Genomic DNA, 22627 nt, shown 5'->3' on the forward strand with positions numbered 1-22627 from the left:
CACTTGATCGAAAAAAAACCGCGCGATCATCGCTGAAAGCGCAATGGCCGGAGGTTTACTGAAATTGGTTTTCGCGGAACCCGCTATTTAAACCGCTTTTCCGTTGGCCGTCAATAGTTTAGCCTGGTTCGGCCGTCGGCCGGGCTTGCTTCGCCAGATGATCCGTCCCTGTGGATAACTCCCTTGCGGGTCCGTTTTGGCGTTAGAATCTCGCCTTACTTCCCAAAAATCCTGCACGCCGCTCCGGCTCGCTTGCCCCGCAAACCCTTGTGGCACAAGCGCCTGGAGCCGTTACGCCTGGCTGCTCAGGGCCTTGTTGCGTGCGCGCGACAAGGGCAGCGGCGACCGCCGTGCACACCATAACGACAGCAACTCGATGAACGATTTCTGGCAACACTGTTCCGCATTGCTGGAGCGTGAGCTTACGCCCCAGCAGTACGTGACGTGGATCAAACCGTTGGCCCCGGTCGCCTTCGACGCCGCTGCGAACACACTGAGCATCGCCGCGCCGAACCGCTTCAAGCTCGACTGGGTCAAGAGCCAGTTCTCCGGCCGCATCGCGGATATGGCCCGCGATTTCTGGCAAGCCCCGGTCGACGTGCAATTCGTACTGGATCCGAAAGCCGGCATGCGCGCTCCCGTGGCAGCCGCGCCGGCTCCGGCGCGTTCGGCTTCATCGGCGCCGATGGGTAGCCATGCCGGTGGCGGCGCCGCGGTGGATGCGGCCGTCGGCGCCGTGCAAGCGGCGCAGATGGCCCGCGCCAACCAGGCGATGGCGACGCAAAACGCGAACGCACGCGCAGCGGCCGAAGACGCCGCGGACCTCGATCTGCCGAGCCTCGATGCAAACGAAGCCGCGGCCGCACGCCGCACGTGGCGTCCGGGCCAGAGCGCCGGCTCGAACGGCAACGGCGAAAACGACTCGATGTACGAGCGCTCGAAGCTGAACCCGGTGCTGACCTTCGACAACTTCGTGACCGGTAAGGCCAACCAGCTGGCGCGCGCCGCGGCGATTCAGGTCGCGGACAATCCGGGCATCTCGTACAACCCGCTGTTCCTGTATGGCGGCGTCGGTCTGGGCAAGACCCACCTGATCCACGCGATCGGCAATCAGCTTCTGATGGACAAGGCCGGCGCGCGGATTCGCTACATCCACGCGGAACAGTACGTGTCAGACGTGGTGAAGGCATATCAGCGCAAAGCGTTCGACGACTTCAAACGCTACTACCACTCGCTCGACCTGCTGCTGATCGACGATATTCAGTTCTTCTCCGGTAAGTCGCGTACGCAGGAAGAATTTTTCTACGCGTTCGAGGCGCTGGTCGCGAACAAGGCGCAGGTGATCATCACCAGCGACACGTATCCGAAGGAAATTTCCGGTATCGACGACCGCCTGATCTCGCGCTTCGACTCCGGCCTGACGGTCGCGATCGAGCCGCCCGAGTTGGAAATGCGCGTCGCGATTCTGATGCGCAAGGCGCAATCGGAGTTCGTGAGCCTGAATGAAGACGTCGCGTTCTTCGTCGCCAAGCATTTGCGTTCGAACGTCCGCGAGCTCGAAGGCGCGCTGCGCAAGATCCTCGCGTATTCGAAGTTCCACGGCCGCGAAATCACGATCGAACTGACAAAAGAAGCGCTGAAAGACCTGCTGACGGTGCAGAACCGGCAGATTTCGGTGGAAAACATTCAGAAGACCGTCGCTGATTTCTACAGCATCAAGGTCGCGGACATGTATTCGAAGAAGCGGCCGGCCAACATCGCGCGGCCGCGTCAGATCGCAATGTATCTGGCGAAGGAGCTGACCCAGAAGAGCCTGCCGGAAATCGGCGAACTGTTCGGCGGGCGCGACCATACGACCGTGCTGCACGCGGTGCGCAAAATTGCCGACGAGCGCAGCAAGGACGCGCAACTGAACCACGAACTGCACGTGCTGGAGCAGACCCTGAAGGGCTGAGCGGGCCGGACGGAAAAATCGACCTGTTTATTTCCAAACTCGCCCCCATTTTAGTGAGGCGGTTCCGTTTTCAGGCACAATACAGGTTTAACCGCCCGGCGGCCGCGGGCGGAATTCACGCCGTGACGGGCGCTGCGTAGCGCCGGCGGGGAGCCACGGCTGCACGCGGGAACGCTTGCCTGGCAAGGCGCGGGCCGTTATATCAACGAAGGAACTCTATGCAACTGGTCAAGACCGAACGCGATAACCTCCTCAGGCCGCTGCAAACTGTGAGCGGCATCGTCGAACGCCGCCATACGTTGCCGATCCTCGCCAATTTGCTGATTACCAAGAACGGCCCGGACGTGTCGTTCCTGTCTACCGACCTCGAGTTGCAGATCACCACGCGTGCAGATTTCGGCGTGGGCGGCGATACGGTCGCGACCACGGTGGCAGCGCGCAAGCTCCTCGACATTCTGCGCGCGATGCCCGACGGCCAGGTCACGCTCACGCTGAACGACAAGCGTCTGACCGTGCAATCCGGCAAGAGCCGCTTTGCGCTGCAAACGCTCGCCGCGGACGAATTCCCGACGGTCGCGCAAGCTAAAGACTACGGCGCGAGCCTGGTGGTTCCGCAAAAGACGTTCCGCCAGCTGCTCGGCATGGTCCATTTTTCGATGGCCCAGCAGGACATTCGCTACTACCTGAACGGCATGCTGCTGGTAGTGGACGGCGACCAGCTGATGGCGGTCGCGACGGACGGCCACCGTCTGGCGTTTTCGTCGATGAAGATCGAAGGCTCGTTCGCGCGTCAGGAAGTAATCATTCCGCGCAAGACGATTCTGGAATTGCAGCGTCTGCTGGAAGACATCGACGACACGCTGAAGATCGACATCGCGCAAACGCAGGTGAAGTTCACGTTCGGCCAGGTTGAACTGGTGTCGAAGCTGGTGGAAGGCAAATTCCCCGACTTCCAGCGCGTGATCCCGAAGTCGCATAAGAACCAATTCCTGATTGGCCGCGAAGAACTGCAGCGTTCGCTGCAACGCGCGGCAATTTTGACGTCGGACAAGTTCAAGGGCGTGCGCTGCATCATCGAGCCGGGCCAGTTGAAGATCATGTCCACCAACGCCGATCAGGAAGAGGCGCAGGAAGAACTGGAAATCGCATATCAAGGCGACAGCGTCGATATCGGATTCAACGTCACGTATCTGCTCGACGTGCTCGCGAACCTGAAGGTCGACATGTTGCAAGTGAGCCTGGGCGACGCCAGCTCCAGCGCGTTGATCACGATTCCCGAGAACGACGAATTCAAATACGTCGTGATGCCGATGCGCATCTGACGCGTCCAAGACCAATAACACACCAAGGGGCGCAGCGCCCCTTTGGCGTTTTTATGGCGTTTTGAAAAGTCCCGAGCAGCAACCTTGCAGCAACGCAGAACCGGAAAAAATCCATGACTGAAACGAACAATACGCAACCCGACAACAGCTACGGCGCCTCGTCCATTCAGATCCTCGAAGGTCTGGAGGCTGTGCGCAAGCGGCCGGGGATGTACATCGGGGATACATCGGATGGCACCGGTTTGCACCACCTCGTGTTCGAGGTGCTCGACAACTCGATCGACGAGGCATTGGCCGGGCACTGTAACGACATCCAGGTGATCATCCACGCGGATAACTCCATCTCGATCACCGACAACGGCCGCGGCGTGCCGACCGGTCTGAAGATGGACGACAAGCACGACCCGAAGCGCAGCGCCGCTGAAATCGTGATGACCGAACTGCACGCCGGCGGCAAGTTCGACCAGAACAGCTACAAGGTGTCCGGCGGCCTGCACGGCGTGGGCGTGTCGTGCGTGAACGCGCTGTCGTCGTGGCTGCGCCTCGTCGTGCGCCGCGACGGCAAGAAGCACTTCATGGAATTCCACCGTGGCGTGCCGCAAAACCGCGTGATCGAAGAGATCGACGGTGTCGCCGTGTCGCCGATGCCGGTGGTGGGCGAGACCGAAAACCGCGGCACCGAAGTGCACTTCATGGCCGACGAAACGATCTTCGGCAATGTCGAATATCACTACGACATTCTGGCCAAGCGGATTCGCGAACTCTCGTTCCTGAATAACGGCGTGCGGATTCGCCTGAGCGATCAGCGTTCGGGCAAGGAAGACGATTTCGCGTTCGTCGGCGGTGTGAAGGGTTTTGTCGAGTACATCAACAAGACCAAGAGCGTGTTGCACCCGACCATTTTCCACGTGAACGGCGAGAAGGACGGCGTCGGCGTGGAAGTGGCGATGCAGTGGAATGACAGCTACAACGAAAACGTGCTGTGCTTCACGAACAACATTCCGCAGCGCGACGGCGGTACTCACCTGACCGGCTTGCGCGCGGCAATGACGCGCGTGCTGAACAAGTACATTGCCGATCACGACGTCGCGAAGAAAGCGAAGGTCGAGACTTCGGGCGACGACATGCGCGAAGGCTTGTCGTGCGTGCTGTCGGTGAAGGTGCCCGAACCGAAGTTCAGCGCGCAGACGAAGGACAAGCTGGTGTCGTCGGAAGTGCGCGCGCCGGTGGAAGACGTGGTCGCGAAGGCGCTCGAGGAATTCCTGCTTGAAACGCCGAACGACGCGAAGATCATTTGCGGCAAGATCGTCGATGCGGCCCGCGCGCGCGATGCGGCTCGCAAGGCGCGTGAGATGACGCGTCGTAAGGGCGTGCTCGATGGCGTCGGTTTGCCTGGGAAGCTGGCGGATTGCCAGGAGAAGGACCCGGCGAAGTCCGAGATTTATATCGTCGAGGGTGACTCGGCAGGCGGCTCCGCGAAGCAGGGGCGTGACCGGAAGTTCCAGGCGATTTTGCCGCTGCGTGGCAAGGTGCTCAATGTGGAGAAGGCGCGTTATGACAAGCTGCTTTCTTCCGAGCAGATCGTGACGTTGATTACGGCGCTGGGCTGCGGGATCGGCAAGGAAGACTACAACCTCGACAAGCTGCGTTATCACCGGATCATCATCATGACCGATGCTGACGTGGACGGCGCGCACATCCGGACACTGTTGTTGACATTCTTCTATCGGCAAATGCCGGAGATGATCGAGCGTGGGTATATCTATATCGCGCAACCGCCGCTGTACAAGATCAAGGCGGGCAAGGATGAACGGTATCTGAAGGATGAGTCCGAGGTTAATGCTCACATCCTGAAGCTCGCGTTGCAGGGCTCGGAGCTGGTTCCCGCTGAAAATGCGACCCCTATTACCGGTGATGCGCTCGGTGAGTTGGCGCGGGCTTATCTGCTCGCTCAAGCCGTGGTTAATCGTCTGAGCCGGTTGTATGACGCAGGTGCGCTCGAGGCAGTGATGGATGGGGTGGTTGTCGACCTCACCAGCGAAGCGGCGGCCGAGACTTCGGCTAAGGCGCTCGAGGCCAAGCTGCGCGACGATGCGCTCAAGCCTGAGGTGCGGGTTACCACGATGTATGACCCGGTGCGTGAGCTGCGGTCGTTGCGCGTCGCGAGGACGCATCACGGCAATCAGAAGATCTCCGTGTTCGATGAAGAGTTTCAGTTGACGGCGGATTATCAGCAACTGATCAACACCGCGAATACGTTCAAGGGGTTGATTGGCGCTGGGGCGGTGATCAAGCGCGGTGAGCGGAGCATGGCGGTGAACGACTTCAAGAGTGCTATGAAGTGGCTGCTGGCTGATGCTGAACGTAACGTTTCCAAGCAGCGCTATAAAGGCCTCGGTGAAATGAATCCCGAGCAGCTTTGGGAGACGACGATGGATCCGACGGTGCGTCGTTTGCTTCGTGTGCAGATTGAGGATGCGATTGCGGCTGATGGCATCTTTACGACGCTCATGGGGGATGATGTGGAGCCGCGTCGGGCTTTCATCGAGTCCAATGCGTTGCGGGCGGGGAATATTGATGTTTGATGGTGCGCCATTATCCGGTAGTTAAAGGCGTAACCTAAAAAAAACGGGCCCATAAGTGGAGACACTTATGGGCCTTTTTTTAACAGTTCGGATTTTTCGGCAGAACGGGATCAGTCGATTCTGAGACCACCGCGCTGTCCGCTCTCCTGCTGCATCATCTGCCTCCCGGCAATCGTGTCGTTTCTATCCGACCCAATCATGATTTGCCCGGCCCTGTAGTCAACGCGGAAAAAGACGGCCTGACCAGGCCGGAAGCCTGCGTGTTCGAGCAACGCATCTGCGACTTGCATCCACGGGAAGGCAACTCGCCGCTGCTGTTCCTGCGGACTATCTGTCTCGCAGGCGTGCTCCAGTACAACAGAAATACTCGCGCTTTGTTCCCCGCGTGCGCGACGCGGTTTAAGATTGGCATTAGCCATAGTCAACTCCTCTGTTGAGCTGGTTGTGGTCAGCGGGCGATGAGTGCGTCAACACTCATCGCCCGCGCTTCGTTTACGGGCTAAACCCTGCTATTAGCGGCCCTCCTCGTGCGCGTTGCGCACCGCCGTTCCGTTGCCTCCAATACAAGCAATAACGCCCGCTACCTGATTCTTAAAGATCAACGCATCGAGTAGTTCGCGCACGACCAGACGCTGCTGTTCTGCATACGCGAGACGGTCTCAAATTGATATCGCACCGTTTCATCGGACCCACGCTCTTCCTGATCGGAAACCAGTGCATCAGCACTAACGCCAAGCGCGATCGCCAATCTGCGAATCACATCTGGCGGAGGCTGCCAGTTTCCGCCTTCATAACGTCGAATCTGTAGCACGGCCAGCCCGACTGCATCGGACAGGGTTATCTGAGTAAGGCCGCGCGCCTTGCGCCACGCAGCCGAGCGTTCGCGAAATTCCATGTCGAAAACTTAGGAAGACAAATTATTAGCGTAGCACCATGGGTATCGCAAAAATATCGATGTTGCAAATATCGACCGCTCTCGATCAAAGGGCGATTTGAACCCTCTCCGGTAGCAAATCTGAACGACCCTGAGGGGACGAGAACCGCCCCCACCCCCAAACTTATCCACCCCCCCCTCTGGATAACTTTTGTAAAAGCCCCCTGGCAGCTTGTGGGCGAAACCTTGATAAAGCAGCAGGCTTACCAGATCGCATAAAAGTTTTCCCAGGCTCCGTCTTCCTGTCCGCGTTTACCACGCAGGCTTATGGTTTACGCAGCGCCTTGATCCGTAAACGAAGTTTCAAGTTATCCACAGCCAGGTGCGGTGCTTGTTAACTATTACTACGTATACATATACAAAGACTATAAAAACCAGAGAGGCATCCAGAAAGCGCGCTGCGTATACATGCAAAAGCAATGCACAAGCCTTCGCAAGCAAAGTCACAAACGCCGTAAGCCTCAAACCAACGGTAAACAGATCTCGGTCAGCAACTCCGCAGGCGCGGTGTCCTTCGGGCTATTCAGATACTCCTCGAACACCGGCGCATCCGCAGCTTCGCGCCCCGACTGCACAAGCCACGTCCCATACAACCACTCATACGCCGCCCGCATATCGCTATACGGACCCTTGTGCCGCAACACCGCGTATTCACCGCCTTTCACAGGCGCGACGTTAACCGGCGGACTCACCGTCACGGCCACTTGCAGCGGATGCGGCAACAACACCCCAGCTTTAGAACGCAGCGCGTTTTCATCGACCACGCCAGGATCGTCGTAGTAGATCCCGATCATGCGCATCTCTGTCGCGAGCAAATTATGTTTGGCGAGCCACCCAAACAACGCATCGAACGCTTTGCCGATTTGCATGTACGACCCAACATGATCGACCGATAAAACCTCGATCGGCTCAACATAACGAATCACCACTTCGCGCATCGTCATTTGACTGTCTCCTGAAAGCGCCGGACGAAACCGGCTATGCGTGCCTTGCTTGCGATACTGCGCCGGCGGCACACCGAACACCGCGCGAAACGTCCGCGAAAAAGATTGCAAACTGCTGTAACCCGAGCGCTCGGCGATCTCCGCAATCGGCATCGAACCGTTCGCGAGATACCCGGCCGCGCGATGCAAGCGCAAGCGACGCACTGTCGTCGCGACCGTCTCGCCATACATCGCCTGATAAATCCGATGCCAGTGATACGGCGACAGACACGCAATTTCAGCGAGCCGCTGGATATCGAGCGGTTCGTCGAGATGATCGTAGATATGGTCGAGCACGCGTGCGAGTCGCGTTTCATATTGAGCCCGATTGCCTGATCCGTTCATGAAGAGGAATGAGCCGTTCGTTGAAAGACCGCGCGAATGAACGCGAACAAGGACAAAACAAAAATACCACGCGCCCGTTTACCAAATCCTGCGAACTTCAGTGCAACCAGCAAGCGCCAAGCGCCGGAGGTCCGCGCAGGTTAGCGCAGTTGCAATTAAGCACCCGTTAACACGCAAGCTCCCGAACTTTGCCGAATTTCGATAACACCCTCGAATAATGGCTTCCTACCATCGGCTGAAGCCTGTCGGCCCACGCACCGCAATGCCTTGCGGCGTCGAGCAAAGCGCGTCAATGCGTCAACACGTCAACGCGAACTCAGGAGCATCCGATGAAACCACCGCCCATCCAACAGTCCATCGGTCAGGCCATGCACCACGAGCTGAAGCAGACGCTCGGCACATGGCAGCTGTGGGGCATCGCCGTGGGCCTCGTCATCTCCGGCGAATATTTCGGCTGGAGCTACGGCTGGGCGAGCGCCGGCACACTCGGCTTCGTTGTCACGGCGATTTTCGTCGCCGCGATGTATACGACTTTCATTTTCAGCTTCACCGAACTCACCACGTCGATTCCACACGCGGGCGGCCCGTTCGCGTACGCGCGCCAGGCGTTCGGTCCGACCGGCGGCTATCTCGCGGGCGCGGCCACGCTGGTCGAATTCGTGTTCGCGCCACCGGCCATCGCGCTCGCCATCGGCGCGTACCTGCACGTGCAGTTTCCCGGCCTCGAACCGAAGCACGCGGCAATGGGCGCCTATCTCGTGTTCATGGCGTTGAACATCGTCGGCGTTCAAATTGCCGCGGCCTTCGAGTTGTGCGTGACGCTGCTCGCGATCTTCGAACTGCTCGTCTTCATGGGCGTCGTGTCGCCGGGTTTCCGTTGGTCGAACTTCACGGCGGGCGGCTGGGGCGGTGCGAACACGTTCAGCATGGGGTCGTTTCACGGCATGTTCGCGGCGATCCCGTTCGCGATCTGGTTCTTCCTCGCAATCGAAGGCGTCGCGATGGCCGCCGAAGAAGCGAAAAACCCGAAGCGCTCGATTCCAATTGCCTACGTCACCGGCATTCTGACGCTGGTCGTGCTCGCGATCGGCGTGATGGTGTTTGCCGGCGCGGCCGGCGACTGGACCAGGCTGTCGAACATCAACGACCCGCTGCCGCAAGCGATGAAATTCATCGTCGGCGAACACAGTGGGTGGATGCACATGCTGGTGTGGCTCGGCCTGTTCGGGCTGGTCGCGTCGTTTCACGGGATCATCCTCGGCTACTCGCGGCAGATCTTCGCGCTGGCTCGCGCGGGCTATTTGCCGGAGTGGCTCTCGAAGGTGCATCCGCGCTTCAAGACTCCGCATCGCGCGATTCTCGCGGGCGGCGTGATCGGCATCGCCGCGATCTACAGCGACGAGCTGATCCAGTTCGGCGGCCAGACGCTGACGGCAAACATCGTGACGATGTCGGTGTTTGGCGCTATCGTGATGTATATCGTCAGCATGCTCGCGCTGTTCAAGCTGCGCCGCAGCGCGCCGAACATGGAGCGCCCGTTCCGCGCGCCGCTGTTTCCGTTCTTTCCGGCGTTCGCGTTGGTGGCCGCGGTGATCTGTCTGGCGACGATGGTCTACTTCAATTTTCTGGTGGCGATCGTGTTCGCGATCTTTCTCGCGCTGGGCTACGTCTACTTCCTGTTGACGCGCCATCAACGCGAGGCGGCGCCCTCCGATGCGCTGCTCGAAGAATGACATGACGGATCGAGCCGCTGCGCAAGCAACGGCGATGGAGTCGTAAACATGAGCTACACCGAGTCGATCGGCAACCGCACGTATCGCTTCGCCGATCTGAAGACGCTGATGGCGAAAGCCAGTCCACAACGTTCCGGCGATCAGCTCGCGGGCGTCGCGGCGGCGAGCGAGGAGGAACGCGTCGCTGCGAAGATGGCGCTCGCGCAGGTGCCGTTACGCACGTTCCTCAACGAAGCGCTGATCCCGTATGAGAGCGACGAAGTTACGCGTCTCGTGATCGACGATCACTCGCCGCAGGCGTTCGCCGAGATCGCGCATCTGACGGTCGGCGATTTCCGCAACTGGCTGCTAAGCAGCACGACCGACGCCGACGCGCTTACGCGTATTGCCGCTGGCCTCACGCCGGAGATGGTGGCGGCGGTGTCGAAGCTGATGCGCAATCAGGATCTGATCCTGGCGGCGCGTAAACGTCCGGTGATTACGCGCTTTCGCAACACGGTCGGTTTGCCTGGCCATATGTCGGTGCGCTTACAGCCGAACCATCCGACCGACGACGTCAAAGGCATCGCCGCCTCGATGCTCGACGGCCTGATGTACGGTTGCGGCGACGCGATGATCGGCATCAACCCGGCAAGCGACAATCTCGCGGCGATCACGAAGCTGTTGCTGATGATCGACGACTTCCGCCTACGCTACCAGGTGCCGACGCAATCGTGCGTGCTGACGCATGTCACCAACACGATCGCTGCGATAGAAAAAGGCGCGCCGGTCGATCTGGTGTTTCAATCGATCGCCGGCACGGAGAAGGCGAACGCGGGCTTCGGCATCTCGCTCGCGCTGTTGCAGGAAGCTTATGAAGCGGGGCTATCGCTGCAACGCGGCACGGTGGGTCACAATTTGATGTACTTCGAAACCGGGCAGGGCAGCGCGCTGTCCGCCGACGCGCATTTCGGCGTCGATCAGCAGACCTGCGAAGTGCGTGCGTATGCGGTGGCGCGCAAGTTCAATCCGTTCCTCGTCAACACCGTGGTGGGCTTCATCGGCCCCGAGTATCTGTACGACGGCAAACAGATCACGCGCGCCGGTCTCGAAGATCACTTTTGCGGCAAACTGCTCGGCGTGCCGATGGGTTGCGACATCTGCTACACGAATCACGCGGAAGCCGATCAGGACGACATGGATAATCTGCTGACGCTACTCGGCGTCGCGGGCATCAATTTCATCATGGGCATTCCGGGCGCGGACGACGTGATGCTGAACTACCAGAGCACGTCGTTTCACGACTCGCTCTATGTACGCGACGTGCTCGGCTTGCGCCGCGCGCCGGAATTCGAAGAGTGGCTGGAGTCGATGCAGATCACCGACGCGCGCGGCGCGTTGCTGAGCGCATCGCCGCAGCAACCGCTGCTCGAAGGCGCGCGCGACTGGATGGGCATCGCATGAGCGACTTCCTCGAAAAGAATCCGTGGAATGCGCTGCGGCAATTCACCAATGCGCGCATCGCATTGGGCCGCGCGGGCAGCAGTGTGCCGACCGAGCCGTTGCTTGCGTTCAACCTCTCCCATGCGCAGGCGCGCGACGCGGTGCATCATCCGCTCGACGCCGATGCATTGCACGAGCAGTTGCGCGCGCAAGGCTTCACGACATTGGACGTGCATAGCGCGGCGCCCGATCGCGAGCATTATTTGCGGCGTCCCGATCTGGGCAGGCGTTTGTCGGACGAGAGTCGCGCGATGCTGGCGCAGTTGTCTGCCGCGCCGAGCGATGTCGTGTTCGTGATCGGCGACGGTCTTTCAGCGTTCGCCGCATCGAAGCAGGCGATCCCGCTGTTGCAAGCCGTTTGCCCCACACTCACGGATTGGAGTATCGGCCCCGTGGTAGTTGCGCGTCAGGCACGCGTCGCGCTCGGCGACGAGATCGGCGAACTGCTCGGTGCAAAGATTGTGGTGATGCTGATCGGCGAGCGGCCGGGTTTGAGTTCGCCCGATAGCCTCGGCATCTACCTGACGTATGCGCCGAAAGTGGGTTGCAGCGACGCGCAACGCAATTGCATTTCGAACGTGCGGCCGGAGGGACTCGATTACCCGCTGGCCGCGCACAAGTTGCATTACCTGCTGACGCATGCGCGGCGTTTGGGGCTCACCGGTGTCGGTCTGAAAGACGATAGCGATGCGTTGCTGCCGGGTGCTTCCGGAACACCCGCTGTCGGCGACGATTCGAATTCAAACAACGGCGCAGCGTAAGCGATCGGCATTAGCAATCACGCATCCGCCCGCTCCACCGGATGCGTTTCCAACCACGCATTCTCATCGTCTTCAAACAGCCGCGAGCGCGTGAGAAAACGCATGCCGCTCGGGCGTTCCAAAGAAAACATCCCGCCGTTGCCCGGGACCACGTCGATGATCAACTGCGTGTGCTGCCAGTATTCGAATTGCGACTCGCTCATGTAGAACGGCACGCCGGCAATCGTCCCGAGTTTCACATCAGACGAGCCGACCATGAACTCGTTTTGCGGAAACATCATCGGTGCGCTGCCGTCGCAGCACCCGCCGGATTGGTGGAACAGCACGTCCCCATGTTCGGCGCGCAACGTGTCGATCAATTCGACAGCGGCGGGCGTCGCGATCACGCGGGCGACTTCTTTGTCATCGGCCATCACATGCCCTCGTTGAAAAAGAGCGAGCCGCACGATGCGGCTCGCCCTGAGCGGACAGGCTAACGTTCAGAAGAACCCGAGCGGCTTGTCGCTATAGCTGACGAGCAGGTTCTTGGTCTGCTGGTAATGGTCGAGCATCATCTTGTGATTTTCACGGCCGATGCCCGATTGCTTGTAGCCGCCGAACGCCGCATGCGCCGGATACGCGTGATAGCAGTTGGTCCACACGCGGCCCGCCTGGATCTGGCGGCCGAAGCGATAGGCGCGCGTGCCGTCGCGCGTCCATACGCCGGCGCCGAGACCGTAGAGCGTGTCGTTGGCGATTTCCAGCGCTTCTTCTTCGGTTTTGAACGTCGTGACTGACACCACCGGCCCGAAGATTTCTTCCTGGAAGATGCGCATCTTGTTGTGGCCACGGAACACGGTCGGCTTCACGTAATAGCCCTTGCTCAGTTCGCCCTGGAGCGTATTGCGTTCGCCACCGATCAGACATTCGGCGCCTTCCTGTTTGCCGAGGTCGACGTACGAGAGAATCTTTTCGAGCTGCTCCTGCGAGGCCTGCGCGCCGATCATCGTCTTGCTGTCGAGCGGATGCCCTTGCGCAATCGCGGCGACGCGCTTCAGCGCACGTTCCATGAAACGGTCGTAAATCTTCTCGTCGATCAGCACGCGCGACGGGCACGTACACACTTCGCCCTGATTCAACGCGAACATCGTGAAGCCTTCGAGCGCTTTGTCGAAGTAGCTGTCGTCCGCGTTCATCACGTCGGCGAAGAAGATGTTCGGGCTCTTGCCGCCGAGTTCGAGCGTGACCGGAATGATGTTCTGGCTCGCATACTGCATGATCAGGCGACCGGTCGTGGTCTCGCCGGTAAACGCGATCTTCGCGATGCGCTTGTTCGACGCGAGCGGCTTGCCGGCTTCGAGACCAAAGCCGTTCACCACGTTCAGCACGCCCGCGGGCAGCAGGTCGTGAATCAGTTCGAGCAGCACGAGAATCGAAGCGGGCGTTTGCTCGGCAGGCTTCAACACCACGCAGTTGCCGGCGGCGAGCGCGGGCGCAAGCTTCCACACCGCCATCAGGATCGGGAAATTCCACGGAATGATCTGGCCGACCACGCCGAGCGGTTCATGAAAGTGATACGCGACGGTGTCGTGATCGATCTCGGAGATACCGCCTTCCTGAGCACGCACGGCGCCGGCGAAATAGCGGAAGTGATCGATCGCGAGCGGAATGTCGGCGGCCATGGTTTCGCGTAGCGGCTTGCCGTTGTCGATCGTCTCGGCTACGGCCAGGCGTTGGAGGTTCGCTTCCATGCGGTCGGCGATGCGGTTCAGGATGTTCGCGCGTTCCGCGACCGCGGTTTTACCCCACGCCGTTTTCGCTTTATGCGCGGCGTCGAGCGCGAGTTCGATATCGGCTTCGCGTGAACGTGGAATCGACGTAAACGGCTCGCCGGTGATCGGCGACACGTTGTCGAAATACTCGCCGCCCACGGGTTTCACCCATTCCCCGCCGATAAAATTCGCATACTGCTTTTTGTACGGGAATTCGGTGGTCAGAAATTGCATCTCTGCGTGATTCATCTGTGTGCTCCTCACATGTTTGAATGGGCTATATCCGGCGCGATATATCGCTCGGCCGTGACTGCCTAGAGCCAGAAGTGTGCCAATGCACCGCGCCGGTGAGCCGTGCACGCACAGCAAGCATCGGCGCACGACGTCATGCGCGCTGCCGTTCAAGCCGCAGCAGTGGAGCGTTTCGTTTCTGATCAGTGTGCGCAGTGGTGTTCATGAATTGAACAAGGCGCGTGGCACAGGCTGATACCACGCGCGCGGGAAAGCGGCCGATGCGTTTCGGCATGGGACTTGCCTTGCCGTCCTCTTCAATCTTCCGTTTGCGCAGATCCGGTATGACGACCGATACCCGACATGACAGCCCGACCAGTCCGATGCTCACACCGCAGCCCAGCTTTCGCGTGCAGACGCGCGTCGCGCATGACGCCGACGAACAGGCGGGCAACCTGCATGGCTGGAATCAGACCTACGATCAGTTGACCGCGGGCTGCTTCGTCGGCGGATTGACGGAGTTGTGCGTCGACCACATGCAGGTGTTCGTCGAGACGACGAGCCACACGTTGCGGCAAACCTGCGAGGTGCAGAAGGACGCGTACTGGTTCGGCATTCCGACGTGCCCAACGGGCTCGGGCCGCATCGACGCGCAGGTGATCGCGGGCGACGCGCTCGCGTTTCGGCCGGGCGGCGTCGAATTCGAATTGCTGACCTCGGCGGGCTACGAGATTTTCGGCGTGGTGGTGAAGGGCGACGTGCTGCGCCGGTACGCGGCGCAGGTGGAACGCGTCGGTCTGGCCGAGCATGTACCGGGTACGGAAGTCGTGCCGATCGGCGTCGCGCGCAAGGAGCGATTGTGCGCGTCGCTGCGTCAGTTGCTCGACGACGGAGCGGCGAGCGGTGCGCCACTGTCTCCGTTCGCGCGCAACAGTTTGCAGGCGTCGGTGCTGGCGGCGTTGTTCGACGTCGGCGCGCTACCCGCTGCCGAGCCGGTTGCGATGTCGGCACGTCCGCGTCGTCAGTCGATCGTGTCTGAAGCGCGCGAGTACGTGCTGGTCAATCGCGACCGCGCGGTGGGCGTGCCCGAGTTGTGCGAACGACTGCATGTGAGCCGGCGCACGCTGCAATACTGCTTTCAGGATGTGCTCGGCATGGCGCCCGCTACCTATCTGCGGGCAATTCGCCTGAATGGCGCGCGGCGCGATTTGTCGAATGCATCGCGCGAATCGCGTTCGGTGCAGGACGTTGCGGCGGCGTGGGGCTTCTGGCATCTGAGCCAGTTCGCGACCGATTACCGGAAGCTGTTCGGCATGCGGCCTTCGGAGACCTTGAAGGCAGCGGTGGGTGGTCGTCGGGGAGCGGATTCGTTCGCTCATTAGCCGCGCGGGCGCGGCAAACGCATCATCGCGTCTGCGCGCCTGCTCGCTTCAACTCACTTGCGCAACAGCCGCAACCCATTCCCCACCACCAGCAAGCTCGCGCCCACATCGGCGAACACCGCCATCCACATCGTGCCGAGACCCATCAACGTCAGCACGAGAAACACGCTCTTGATGCCGAGCGCCAACGCGATGTTCTGCACCAGCACCGCGTGCGTCGCCTTCGACAGCCGGATGAACACCGGCAGTTTGCGCAGGTCGTCGTCCATCAGCGCGACGTCGGCGGTCTCGATTGCGGTGTCGGTGCCCATCGCGCCCATCGCGAAGCCGATGTCGGCGCGCGCCAGCGCGGGCGCATCGTTGATGCCGTCGCCGACCATGCCGACCGTCGCGCCATCCGTCGACCATTGCGTGACCGCGTTCAGCTTGTCTTCGGGCAACTGGTTGCCGCGCGCTTCGTCGACGCCGACCTGCCGCGCGATCGCCGACGCGGTGTGCCGGTTGTCGCCGGTGAGCATCGTCGTCGCGACGCCGAGGCGCCGCAATTCGGCGATGGCGGCGCGGCTCGTCTCCTTCACCGTATCGGCGACGGCGAACAGCGCCAGCACCCGCTCGGCGTCGATTAGCATCACGACGGTTTTGCCTTCGCCTTCGAGCGAGTCGAGACGTGCCTCCAGCGCAGGCGAACAGCGCCCAAGTTCTTCGACCAGCCGATGATTGCCGAGCCAGTACGGCGAGCCGTCGATCGAGCCGCGCACGCCGCGTCCGGCGAGCGCTTCGAATGCATCGACCGGAAGCTGCGCAATGCCGTCGCTTTGCGCAGCCGTTGCGATTGCCATCGACACCGGATGATCGGAGCGTCCCGCGAGACTCGCCGCGAGCGTGCGGCAGCGGACGGTGTCAGTGACGTCAGCGCCATGCAACGGCTCGAACTCCGTCTGAGCCGGTTTGCCATGCGTGATCGTGCCGGTCTTGTCGAGCGCGAGCCGGTTCAGCTTGCGGCCCTGTTCAAGGTAGACGCCGCCTTTGACCAGGATGCCCTTGCGCGCGGCGGCCGCGAGTCCGCTGACGATCGTCACTGGCGTCGAGATCACGAGCGCGCACGGACACGCGATCACGAGCATCACCAGCGCCTTGTAGACCCACTCGTGCCACGCTCCGCCGAACAGCAGCGGCGGCACGAGCGCGACGGCGAGCGCGATCGCAAACACGATCGGCGTATAGACCCGCGCGAACCGGTCGACGAAACGTTGGGTCGGCGCCTTCGTGCCCTGCGCTGCTTCGACCGCGTGAATGATCCGCGCGAGCGTCGTGTTGCTGGCCCCGACCGTGACACGATAGTCGAGCGAGCCGGCCTGGTTGATCGTGCCGGCGAACACGGCGTCGCCGATGGTCTTGTCGACCGGCAGGCTCTCGCCGGTGATCGGCGCCTGATCTACGCTCGAACGGCCCGCGACGATCTCGCCGTCGAGCGCGATCCGCTCGCCCGGCTTCGCGCGCACCACCGCGCCGAGCGGGATCGCGTCGAGTCTGGTAAGTTGCCAGCCGCCGTCGGGCTGTTGCACGCTCGCCTGTTCGGGCGTGAGCTGCATCAAGCCCTGGATCGCGTTGCGGGCGCGATCGAGCGACTTCGCCTCGATCAATTCGGCGATCGTAAAGAGCACCATCACCATCGCAGCTTCAGGCCACTGGCCGAGGATCAGCGCGCCGGTCACCGCAATGCTCATCAACGCGTTGATGTTCAGGTTGCCGTTGCGGATCGCGAGCCAGCCCTTGCGGTACGTTGTGACGCCGCTGGCGGCGATTGCGACGATCGCCAGACCCGCAGCCAGCCAGGCCGGAGCGCCCAGCCAGCCAACGGCCTCTGAGGCCGCCGCGGCGACGCCCGCGAGCGCGAGCGGCCACCACGCCTTCGACGGCGCGGGCGGAGTGTCGGAGGGGGCTGTGCCGGCGGCGGTGTCCGCGAGTTCGGGCGTGAAGTCGAGCGAACGGAGCGCGGCGAGGATCGAGTCGAGCGCATGCGGCGCGTGGACGACGGTCAACACACGCTGCATCAGGTTGAAGTCCATGCTGCGCACGTCGGGCATCCGGCTGAATTTCTTGCGGATCAGCGCTTCTTCGGTCGGGCAGTCCATCTGCATGATGCAGATCGTGGTGCGCAGATCGTCGCCGACGGCTTCGGAGCGGGGCAGCGGGAGGGATGCGAGCAGCACGGTTGCGGGGGCGCAGCAGGCGGCGTGAGCGTGGGTTTCTGCGTGGGCGTGGCCCTCTGCATGCGCGTGGCTGTGCTCACGCTCGTGCGTGTGCGTTTTCTCGTGCGTATGCGTGTGCTCCTGCATCCGCGCATGCCCGCAGCACCCATCTTTCCCGTGCGCGTCCTCATGCACATGAGCCTGCCGCTCATGCTCCCCGTGCCCATGAGCACAGGCATTTCCCTCTTCATGACGGTCTGTTTCGGATTCGCTGGCGTGACGCATGGGTGGCTTCCTGGGTCGATTTGTGGTCTAGTAAACACCTTGAAGCCACTACAAGGTCAAGGCCGCCATCCGGAGGGTCCATGAAAATTGGCGAATTGGCGAAAATCGCCCATTGCACGACCGAAACCATCCGTTTCTACGAAAAAGAGGGCCTGTTGCCCGAAGCGGATCGCACCGAGGCCAACTACCGCAGCTATACGGCGAAGCATGTCGAGCGTCTGCGCTTCATCCGGAACTGTCGTGCGCTCGACATGACCCACGACGAAATCCGCGCGCTGCTGCTGTTGACCGACGCGCCGGCGAACGGCTGCGGCGGCATCAATACGCTGATCGACGAGCACATTGCGCACGTCGACACGCGCATCGACGAATTGAAACAACTGAAGCTGCAATTGACCACGCTGCGTGAGCAATGCCACGGCGAGCAGGCCGTCGAGGACTGCGGCATCGTCCACGGTCTGAGCGAAATGGATGTGAGCGCGCCGCGTGCGCGCCATACGCATCTGGGCTGAAACGTTCCGGCCGCGCCGCGTCGATCCGGCCGCGGCGACCCCATTCATGGCCGGGCCGTTCGTGCGGCCCGCCAATAAAACCACCGAATCCAGTTGGAGAATCAACGTGTTTACCTGTAGAAATCAGTCCTGCGACGCGCAGTGGGAACTGTCGGACGTCGTCATCAAAAACGAAGGGCAGGGGCTGCTGTTCCGTTGCCCGATGTGCGGCGCGCGCAATTACGTCGAGCGTTTCGACGGCGAAGACGGCTCGGTCCTGTACGAACAGATCGAAGGCCGTCCCGACGCCGGCCCCATGGCCGACTAGTCTCCAGTCAATAGCGAACCTCATCCTATGAACAGTCCCACCACCGCCGGCGCGCCGTTTAGCGAGTTGTCGCTGCCGAGCGCGACCCTCGCGAACCTGACGCAGCTCGGCTACGTCGAGATGACGCCGATTCAGGCCGCGAGCCTGCCGATCGCGCTCGCCGGCCACGACCTGATTGCCCAGGCGAAAACCGGCAGCGGCAAGACCGCGGCGTTTTCGCTCGCGCTGCTCTCGCGCCTCGACGCGCGCAACTTCGCCGTGCAGGCGATGGTGCTGTGCCCCACCCGCGAACTCGCCGATCAGGTCACGCAGGAAATCCGCCGCCTCGCGCGCGCGGAAGAAAACATCAAGGTGCTGACGCTGTGCGGCGGCACGCCGATGCGCCCGCAAACGGCGAGTCTCGAACACGGCGCACACATCGTGGTCGGCACGCCGGGCCGCATCATGGATCACCTCGAACGCGGCAGCCTGCCGTTGCAAGCGCTCAACACGCTGGTGCTCGACGAAGCCGACCGCATGCTCGACATGGGTTTCTTCGACGACATCGCGACCGTCGTGAAGCAATGCCCGAAAGAGCGGCAAACGCTGCTGTTCTCGGCGACCTACCCCGACGGTATCGTCAAGCTGAGCCAGCAGTTCCTGCGCAATCCGAAGGAAGTGAAGCTCGCCGAACGGCACGACAACACCAAGATTCGCCAGCGCTTCTACGAAGTGACCGAAGACGGGCGTCTGCATGCGGTCGGTCTGTTGCTGAACCACTATCGTCCGGTCAGCACGCTCGCGTTCTGCAACACCAAGCAGCAATGCCGCGATCTGCTCGACGTGCTGCGCGCGCAAGGTTTTCATGCGCTCGCGCTGCACGGCGAACTCGATCAGCGCGAACGCGATCAGGTGCTGATCCAGTTCGCGAACCGCAGCTGCTCGGTGCTGGTCGCCACCGACGTCGCCGCGCGCGGTCTCGACATCGCTCAACTCGAAGCGGTGATCAACGTCGACGTGACGCCGGACCCGGAAGTGCATGTGCACCGTATCGGCCGCACGGGCCGCGCCGATCAGGAAGGCTGGGCGCTGAGCCTCGCGAGCATGAACGAGATGGGCCGCGTGGGCAGTCTCGAACAGGCACAAAAGCGCGAAGTCGAATGGCACAAGCTGTCCGAACTCACGGCGGCGAGCAACGAGCGGCTGTTGCCGCCTATGGAAACGCTGCAGATTCTCGGCGGCCGCAAGGAAAAGATCCGCCCCGGCGACGTGCTCGGCGCGCTGACCGGCGAGGCGGGTTTCGCCGGCTCGCAGATCGGCAAGATCAACGTGACCGAAATGTCGACCTACGTGGCGGTGGAGCGCAGCATCGCGCGCGACGCGCTGCGCAAGCTCAGCGCGGGCAAGGTGAAGGGCAAGAAGGTCAAGGTCCGTCTGATGGACGACGCGTGATCGCCGCCTAGCCGGATCAGGGACGGCGGCGCTCGCGGCCGTCCCTTCCACGCATCACATTACGTCATACCTGCGCGTTATCCCGGGCGCTTCGCGCTGTCCCATTTCTTCCCTCAAGCTTCGATCCCACTGGTCTCGCCCGATGCGGCGCCCCTTCGCGCTAGCCATGACATAAACGCATGCCGCGCATGACAAAGTTTCGATTGTGACGGTTCTTTGGCTGATGCCTAATCACCGGACCGGAAGGACCGCCGCGTCGTCGCTGTGTCCGTGAATCCGCAGCTGGATGAAGAATGGGAGAAAGCCTTATGCAGAGCGCCACGCAAGCCCGCTCGAAACTGCCTGATGTGGGCACGACGATTTTTACCGTGATCGGTCAATTGGCCGCGCAACACGATGCGCTGAACCTGTCGCAAGGTGCGCCCAATTTCGCGCCGGACGCGAAGCTTGTCGACGGTGTCGCGCAAGCCATGCGCGCCGGCCATAACCAGTACGCGCCGATGGCCGGCATCGCCGCGTTGCGCGAAGCGCTCGCCGATAAGGTGGAGACGTTGTACGGCGTGCGCTACGACCCGGTCAGCGAAGTGACCGTGATCGCGAGCGCGAGCGAAGGGCTGTATTCGACGATCAGCGCGCTCGTGCACCCCGGCGATGAAGTGATTTACTTCGAGCCGTCGTTCGACAGCTACGGTCCGATCGTCCGGCTGCAAGGCGCGACGCCGGTGGCGATCAAACTGTCGTTGAACGATTTCCGCGTGGATTGGGACGAGGTCGCCGCCGCGATCACGCCGAAGACGCGGATGATCATCGTCAACACACCGCACAACCCGACGGCGACCGTGTTCAGCGAGACCGACGTCGCGCGGCTGAAGGCCATCACGCGCAACACTGACATCGTGATTCTGGCCGACGAGGTCTACGAACACGTGGTGTTCGACGGCGCGAAGCACCAGAGCATGGCGTGCCATTCTGAACTCGCGGAGCGCAGCGTGATTGTCTCGTCGTTCGGCAAGTCGTATCACGTGACTGGCTGGCGCGTTGGCTATTGCCTCGCGCCCGCCGAGCTGATGGACGAGATTCGCAAAGTCCACCAGTTCATGGTCTTTTCCGCCGATACGCCGATGCAATACGCGTTCGTCGATGCGTTGGCCAATCGCGAAAGCTATCTCGGCCTTTCCGCGTTCTATCAGAAGAAGCGCGATCTGCTCGCGCACGCGCTGCGCGAGTCGCGCTTCGAACTGTTGCCCAGCGAAGGTAGCTTCTTCATGCTCGCGCGTTTTCGCGGCTTCTCCGACGAAAGCGATAGCGACTTCGTGCTGCGCCTGATTCGCGATGCGCGCGTCGCGACGATCCCGTTGTCGGCGTTCTATACGGACGGCACGGATTCCGGCCTGATCCGCCTGAGCTTCTCGAAGGACGACGCGACGCTGCTCGAAGGCGCGCGTCGTTTGTGCGAGATTTGAGGGCTCGCGTGCAATGCGGCACGCGCCAGGCGTTGGCCATTTTTTTGAACGCAGTATGATCGTCGCGCTCCGGTGACGCCGCTATGTGCATCAGCGTATGGCGGCGCGGACGTTACGATGAAATTCGAAGGAAAAGGGATTTGCCATGAAGTTGCTCAAGCCTCTATTGGCGCTGGCCTGCGCATTCGCGTCGCTCGCGGCTTCGTCTGCCGCGAATGCCGCCGACACCGCGACGCTGCGTTTCGGCGTCGAAGCGCAGTATCCGCCGTTCGAATCGAAAGGCCCGAGCGGTGAGTTGCAGGGGCTCGATATCGACGTGGGCAATGCGGTCTGCGTCGCCGCGCACATGACCTGCAAATGGGTCGAGACCTCGTTCGACGGATTGATTCCCGCGCTGCAGGGTCGCAAGTTCGACGCGATCAATTCGGCGATGAACGCGACCGAGCAACGCCGTCAGGCGATCGATTTCACCACCGTCGTGTATCGCGTGCCGACGCAGTTGATCGCGCGGCGCGACAGCGGTCTGCTGCCGAAGCCCGAGTCGTTGAAGGGCAAGCGGGTGGGCGTGTTGCAGGCGTCGATTCAGGAGACCTTCGCGAAGACGCATTGGGAACCGGCTGGCGTGATCATCGTCCCGTATCAGGACCAGAACCAGGTGTACACGGATATGGTCGCGGGTCGTCTCGACGCGACGCTCGTGCTGGCGCCCGCGGGGCAAACGGGTTTTCTGTCGAAGCCCAACGGCAAGGACTACGCGTTCGTCGGTCAGCCGGTGCGTGACGACAAGATTCTCGGCAGCGGCATCGCGTACGGGATTCGCAAGGGCGATACGGCGCTGCGCGATCAGCTGAACGCGGCGATCGCGAAGGTGCAGGCGGACGGAACGGTGAAGACGTTGGCGACGAAGTATCTCGGCAATATCGATGTGAGCGCGAAGTAGGTCTTTGCGATGCGCGTCTGCGTGCGCAGGCCCG

The 22627-nt window shown here is 61.6% G+C and carries 18 protein-coding genes; 12 read left to right on the top strand and 6 right to left on the bottom strand.

Annotation, left to right across the window (positions count from 1 at the left end):
• Positions 1-376 precede the first annotated feature (376 nt).
• The 3 genes from dnaA (at position 377) to gyrB (ending at position 5861) form a co-directional block, all read left to right on the top strand.
• Positions 377-1954, top strand: coding sequence for a chromosomal replication initiator protein DnaA (dnaA, locus tag BGI01S_RS17655; protein WP_042327374.1), 1578 nt, complete (start codon positions 377-379; stop codon positions 1952-1954).
• A gap of 218 nt (positions 1955-2172) precedes the next feature.
• A complete protein-coding gene (gene dnaN, locus BGI01S_RS17660; RefSeq protein ID WP_042327257.1) occupies positions 2173-3276 on the top strand; it encodes a DNA polymerase III subunit beta in 1104 nt (367 codons plus the stop codon).
• 113 nt (positions 3277-3389) lie between these two features.
• On the top strand, positions 3390-5861 hold the full coding sequence (gene gyrB, locus BGI01S_RS17665) for a DNA topoisomerase (ATP-hydrolyzing) subunit B (RefSeq protein ID WP_042327258.1): 2472 nt from the start codon (positions 3390-3392) through the stop codon (positions 5859-5861).
• Between the two features lie 110 nt (positions 5862-5971).
• On the opposite strand, the gene BGI01S_RS30265 is transcribed toward gyrB, so the two are convergent.
• The 3 genes from BGI01S_RS30265 to BGI01S_RS17675 all read right to left on the bottom strand — a co-directional run bounded on the left by BGI01S_RS30265 (position 5972) and on the right by BGI01S_RS17675 (position 8123).
• On the bottom strand, positions 5972-6280 hold the full coding sequence (locus BGI01S_RS30265; RefSeq protein ID WP_157004214.1) for a hypothetical protein: 309 nt from the start codon (positions 6278-6280) through the stop codon (positions 5972-5974).
• Between the two features lie 179 nt (positions 6281-6459).
• A complete protein-coding gene (locus BGI01S_RS29670) occupies positions 6460-6756 on the bottom strand; it encodes a helix-turn-helix domain-containing protein (RefSeq protein WP_232624323.1) in 297 nt (98 codons plus the stop codon).
• 500 nt (positions 6757-7256) lie between these two features.
• A complete protein-coding gene (locus BGI01S_RS17675) occupies positions 7257-8123 on the bottom strand; it encodes an AraC family transcriptional regulator (RefSeq protein WP_042327260.1) in 867 nt (288 codons plus the stop codon).
• Positions 8124-8452: 329 nt separating this feature from the next.
• Between BGI01S_RS17675 and eat the strand changes: the two genes are divergently transcribed.
• The 3 genes from eat to eutC are packed head-to-tail and all read left to right on the top strand — an operon-like array spanning position 8453 to position 12099.
• The gene (gene eat / locus BGI01S_RS17680) at positions 8453-9856 is read left to right on the top strand and encodes an ethanolamine permease (protein ID WP_042327261.1); all 1404 of its coding nucleotides are present in this window, start codon (positions 8453-8455) and stop codon (positions 9854-9856) included.
• A 48-nt stretch (positions 9857-9904) separates the two neighbouring features.
• Positions 9905-11299, top strand: a complete 1395-nt coding sequence (locus BGI01S_RS17685; RefSeq protein ID WP_042327262.1) for an ethanolamine ammonia-lyase subunit EutB — start codon at positions 9905-9907, stop codon at positions 11297-11299.
• Entirely contained in the window at positions 11296-12099 is an 804-nt protein-coding gene (gene eutC, locus BGI01S_RS17690; protein ID WP_042327263.1) for an ethanolamine ammonia-lyase subunit EutC, read from the top strand. The genes BGI01S_RS17685 and eutC overlap by 4 nt, the downstream gene beginning before the upstream one ends.
• Positions 12100-12116: 17 nt before the next feature.
• Here the strand turns inward: eutC and BGI01S_RS17695 are convergent, their stop codons facing one another.
• Positions 12117-12512, bottom strand: a complete 396-nt coding sequence (locus BGI01S_RS17695) for a DUF779 domain-containing protein (protein ID WP_042327264.1) — start codon at positions 12510-12512, stop codon at positions 12117-12119.
• Positions 12513-12578: 66 nt separating this feature from the next.
• On the bottom strand, positions 12579-14099 hold the full coding sequence (gene adh, locus BGI01S_RS17700) for an aldehyde dehydrogenase (RefSeq protein ID WP_042327265.1): 1521 nt from the start codon (positions 14097-14099) through the stop codon (positions 12579-12581).
• A gap of 326 nt (positions 14100-14425) precedes the next feature.
• Between adh and BGI01S_RS17705 the strand changes: the two genes are divergently transcribed.
• On the top strand, positions 14426-15463 hold the full coding sequence (locus tag BGI01S_RS17705; RefSeq protein ID WP_042327266.1) for a helix-turn-helix domain-containing protein: 1038 nt from the start codon (positions 14426-14428) through the stop codon (positions 15461-15463).
• Positions 15464-15516: 53 nt separating this feature from the next.
• On the opposite strand, the gene BGI01S_RS17710 is transcribed toward BGI01S_RS17705, so the two are convergent.
• Positions 15517-17940, bottom strand: a complete 2424-nt coding sequence (locus BGI01S_RS17710) for a heavy metal translocating P-type ATPase (RefSeq protein WP_084585412.1) — start codon at positions 17938-17940, stop codon at positions 15517-15519.
• Positions 17941-18020: 80 nt separating this feature from the next.
• Here BGI01S_RS17710 and cadR point away from each other — a divergent pair, with 80 nt between their 5' ends.
• The 5 genes from cadR (at position 18021) to BGI01S_RS17740 (ending at position 22593) form a co-directional block, all read left to right on the top strand.
• Positions 18021-18452 carry a Cd(II)/Pb(II)-responsive transcriptional regulator gene (cadR, locus tag BGI01S_RS17720; protein WP_042327268.1) on the top strand — a complete coding sequence of 144 codons (432 nt, stop codon included), beginning with the start codon at positions 18021-18023 and terminating at the stop codon, positions 18450-18452.
• A 106-nt stretch (positions 18453-18558) separates the two neighbouring features.
• On the top strand, positions 18559-18759 hold the full coding sequence (locus BGI01S_RS17725) for a hypothetical protein (protein ID WP_042327376.1): 201 nt from the start codon (positions 18559-18561) through the stop codon (positions 18757-18759).
• A 27-nt stretch (positions 18760-18786) separates the two neighbouring features.
• Positions 18787-20190 carry an ATP-dependent RNA helicase DbpA gene (gene dbpA, locus BGI01S_RS17730; protein WP_042327269.1) on the top strand — a complete coding sequence of 468 codons (1404 nt, stop codon included), beginning with the start codon at positions 18787-18789 and terminating at the stop codon, positions 20188-20190.
• A 308-nt stretch (positions 20191-20498) separates the two neighbouring features.
• Positions 20499-21653 carry a pyridoxal phosphate-dependent aminotransferase gene (locus BGI01S_RS17735; protein WP_042327270.1) on the top strand — a complete coding sequence of 385 codons (1155 nt, stop codon included), beginning with the start codon at positions 20499-20501 and terminating at the stop codon, positions 21651-21653.
• Positions 21654-21798: 145 nt separating this feature from the next.
• Positions 21799-22593 (top strand): ABC transporter substrate-binding protein, encoded by a 795-nt coding sequence (locus tag BGI01S_RS17740; RefSeq protein ID WP_042327271.1) that lies wholly within the window; start codon positions 21799-21801, stop codon positions 22591-22593.
• The last annotated feature ends 34 nt before the right edge of the window (positions 22594-22627 follow it).

This window comes from Paraburkholderia ginsengisoli NBRC 100965 (genome assembly GCF_000739735.1).
In the GTDB taxonomy this organism is placed as follows: domain Bacteria; phylum Pseudomonadota; class Gammaproteobacteria; order Burkholderiales; family Burkholderiaceae; genus Paraburkholderia; species Paraburkholderia ginsengisoli.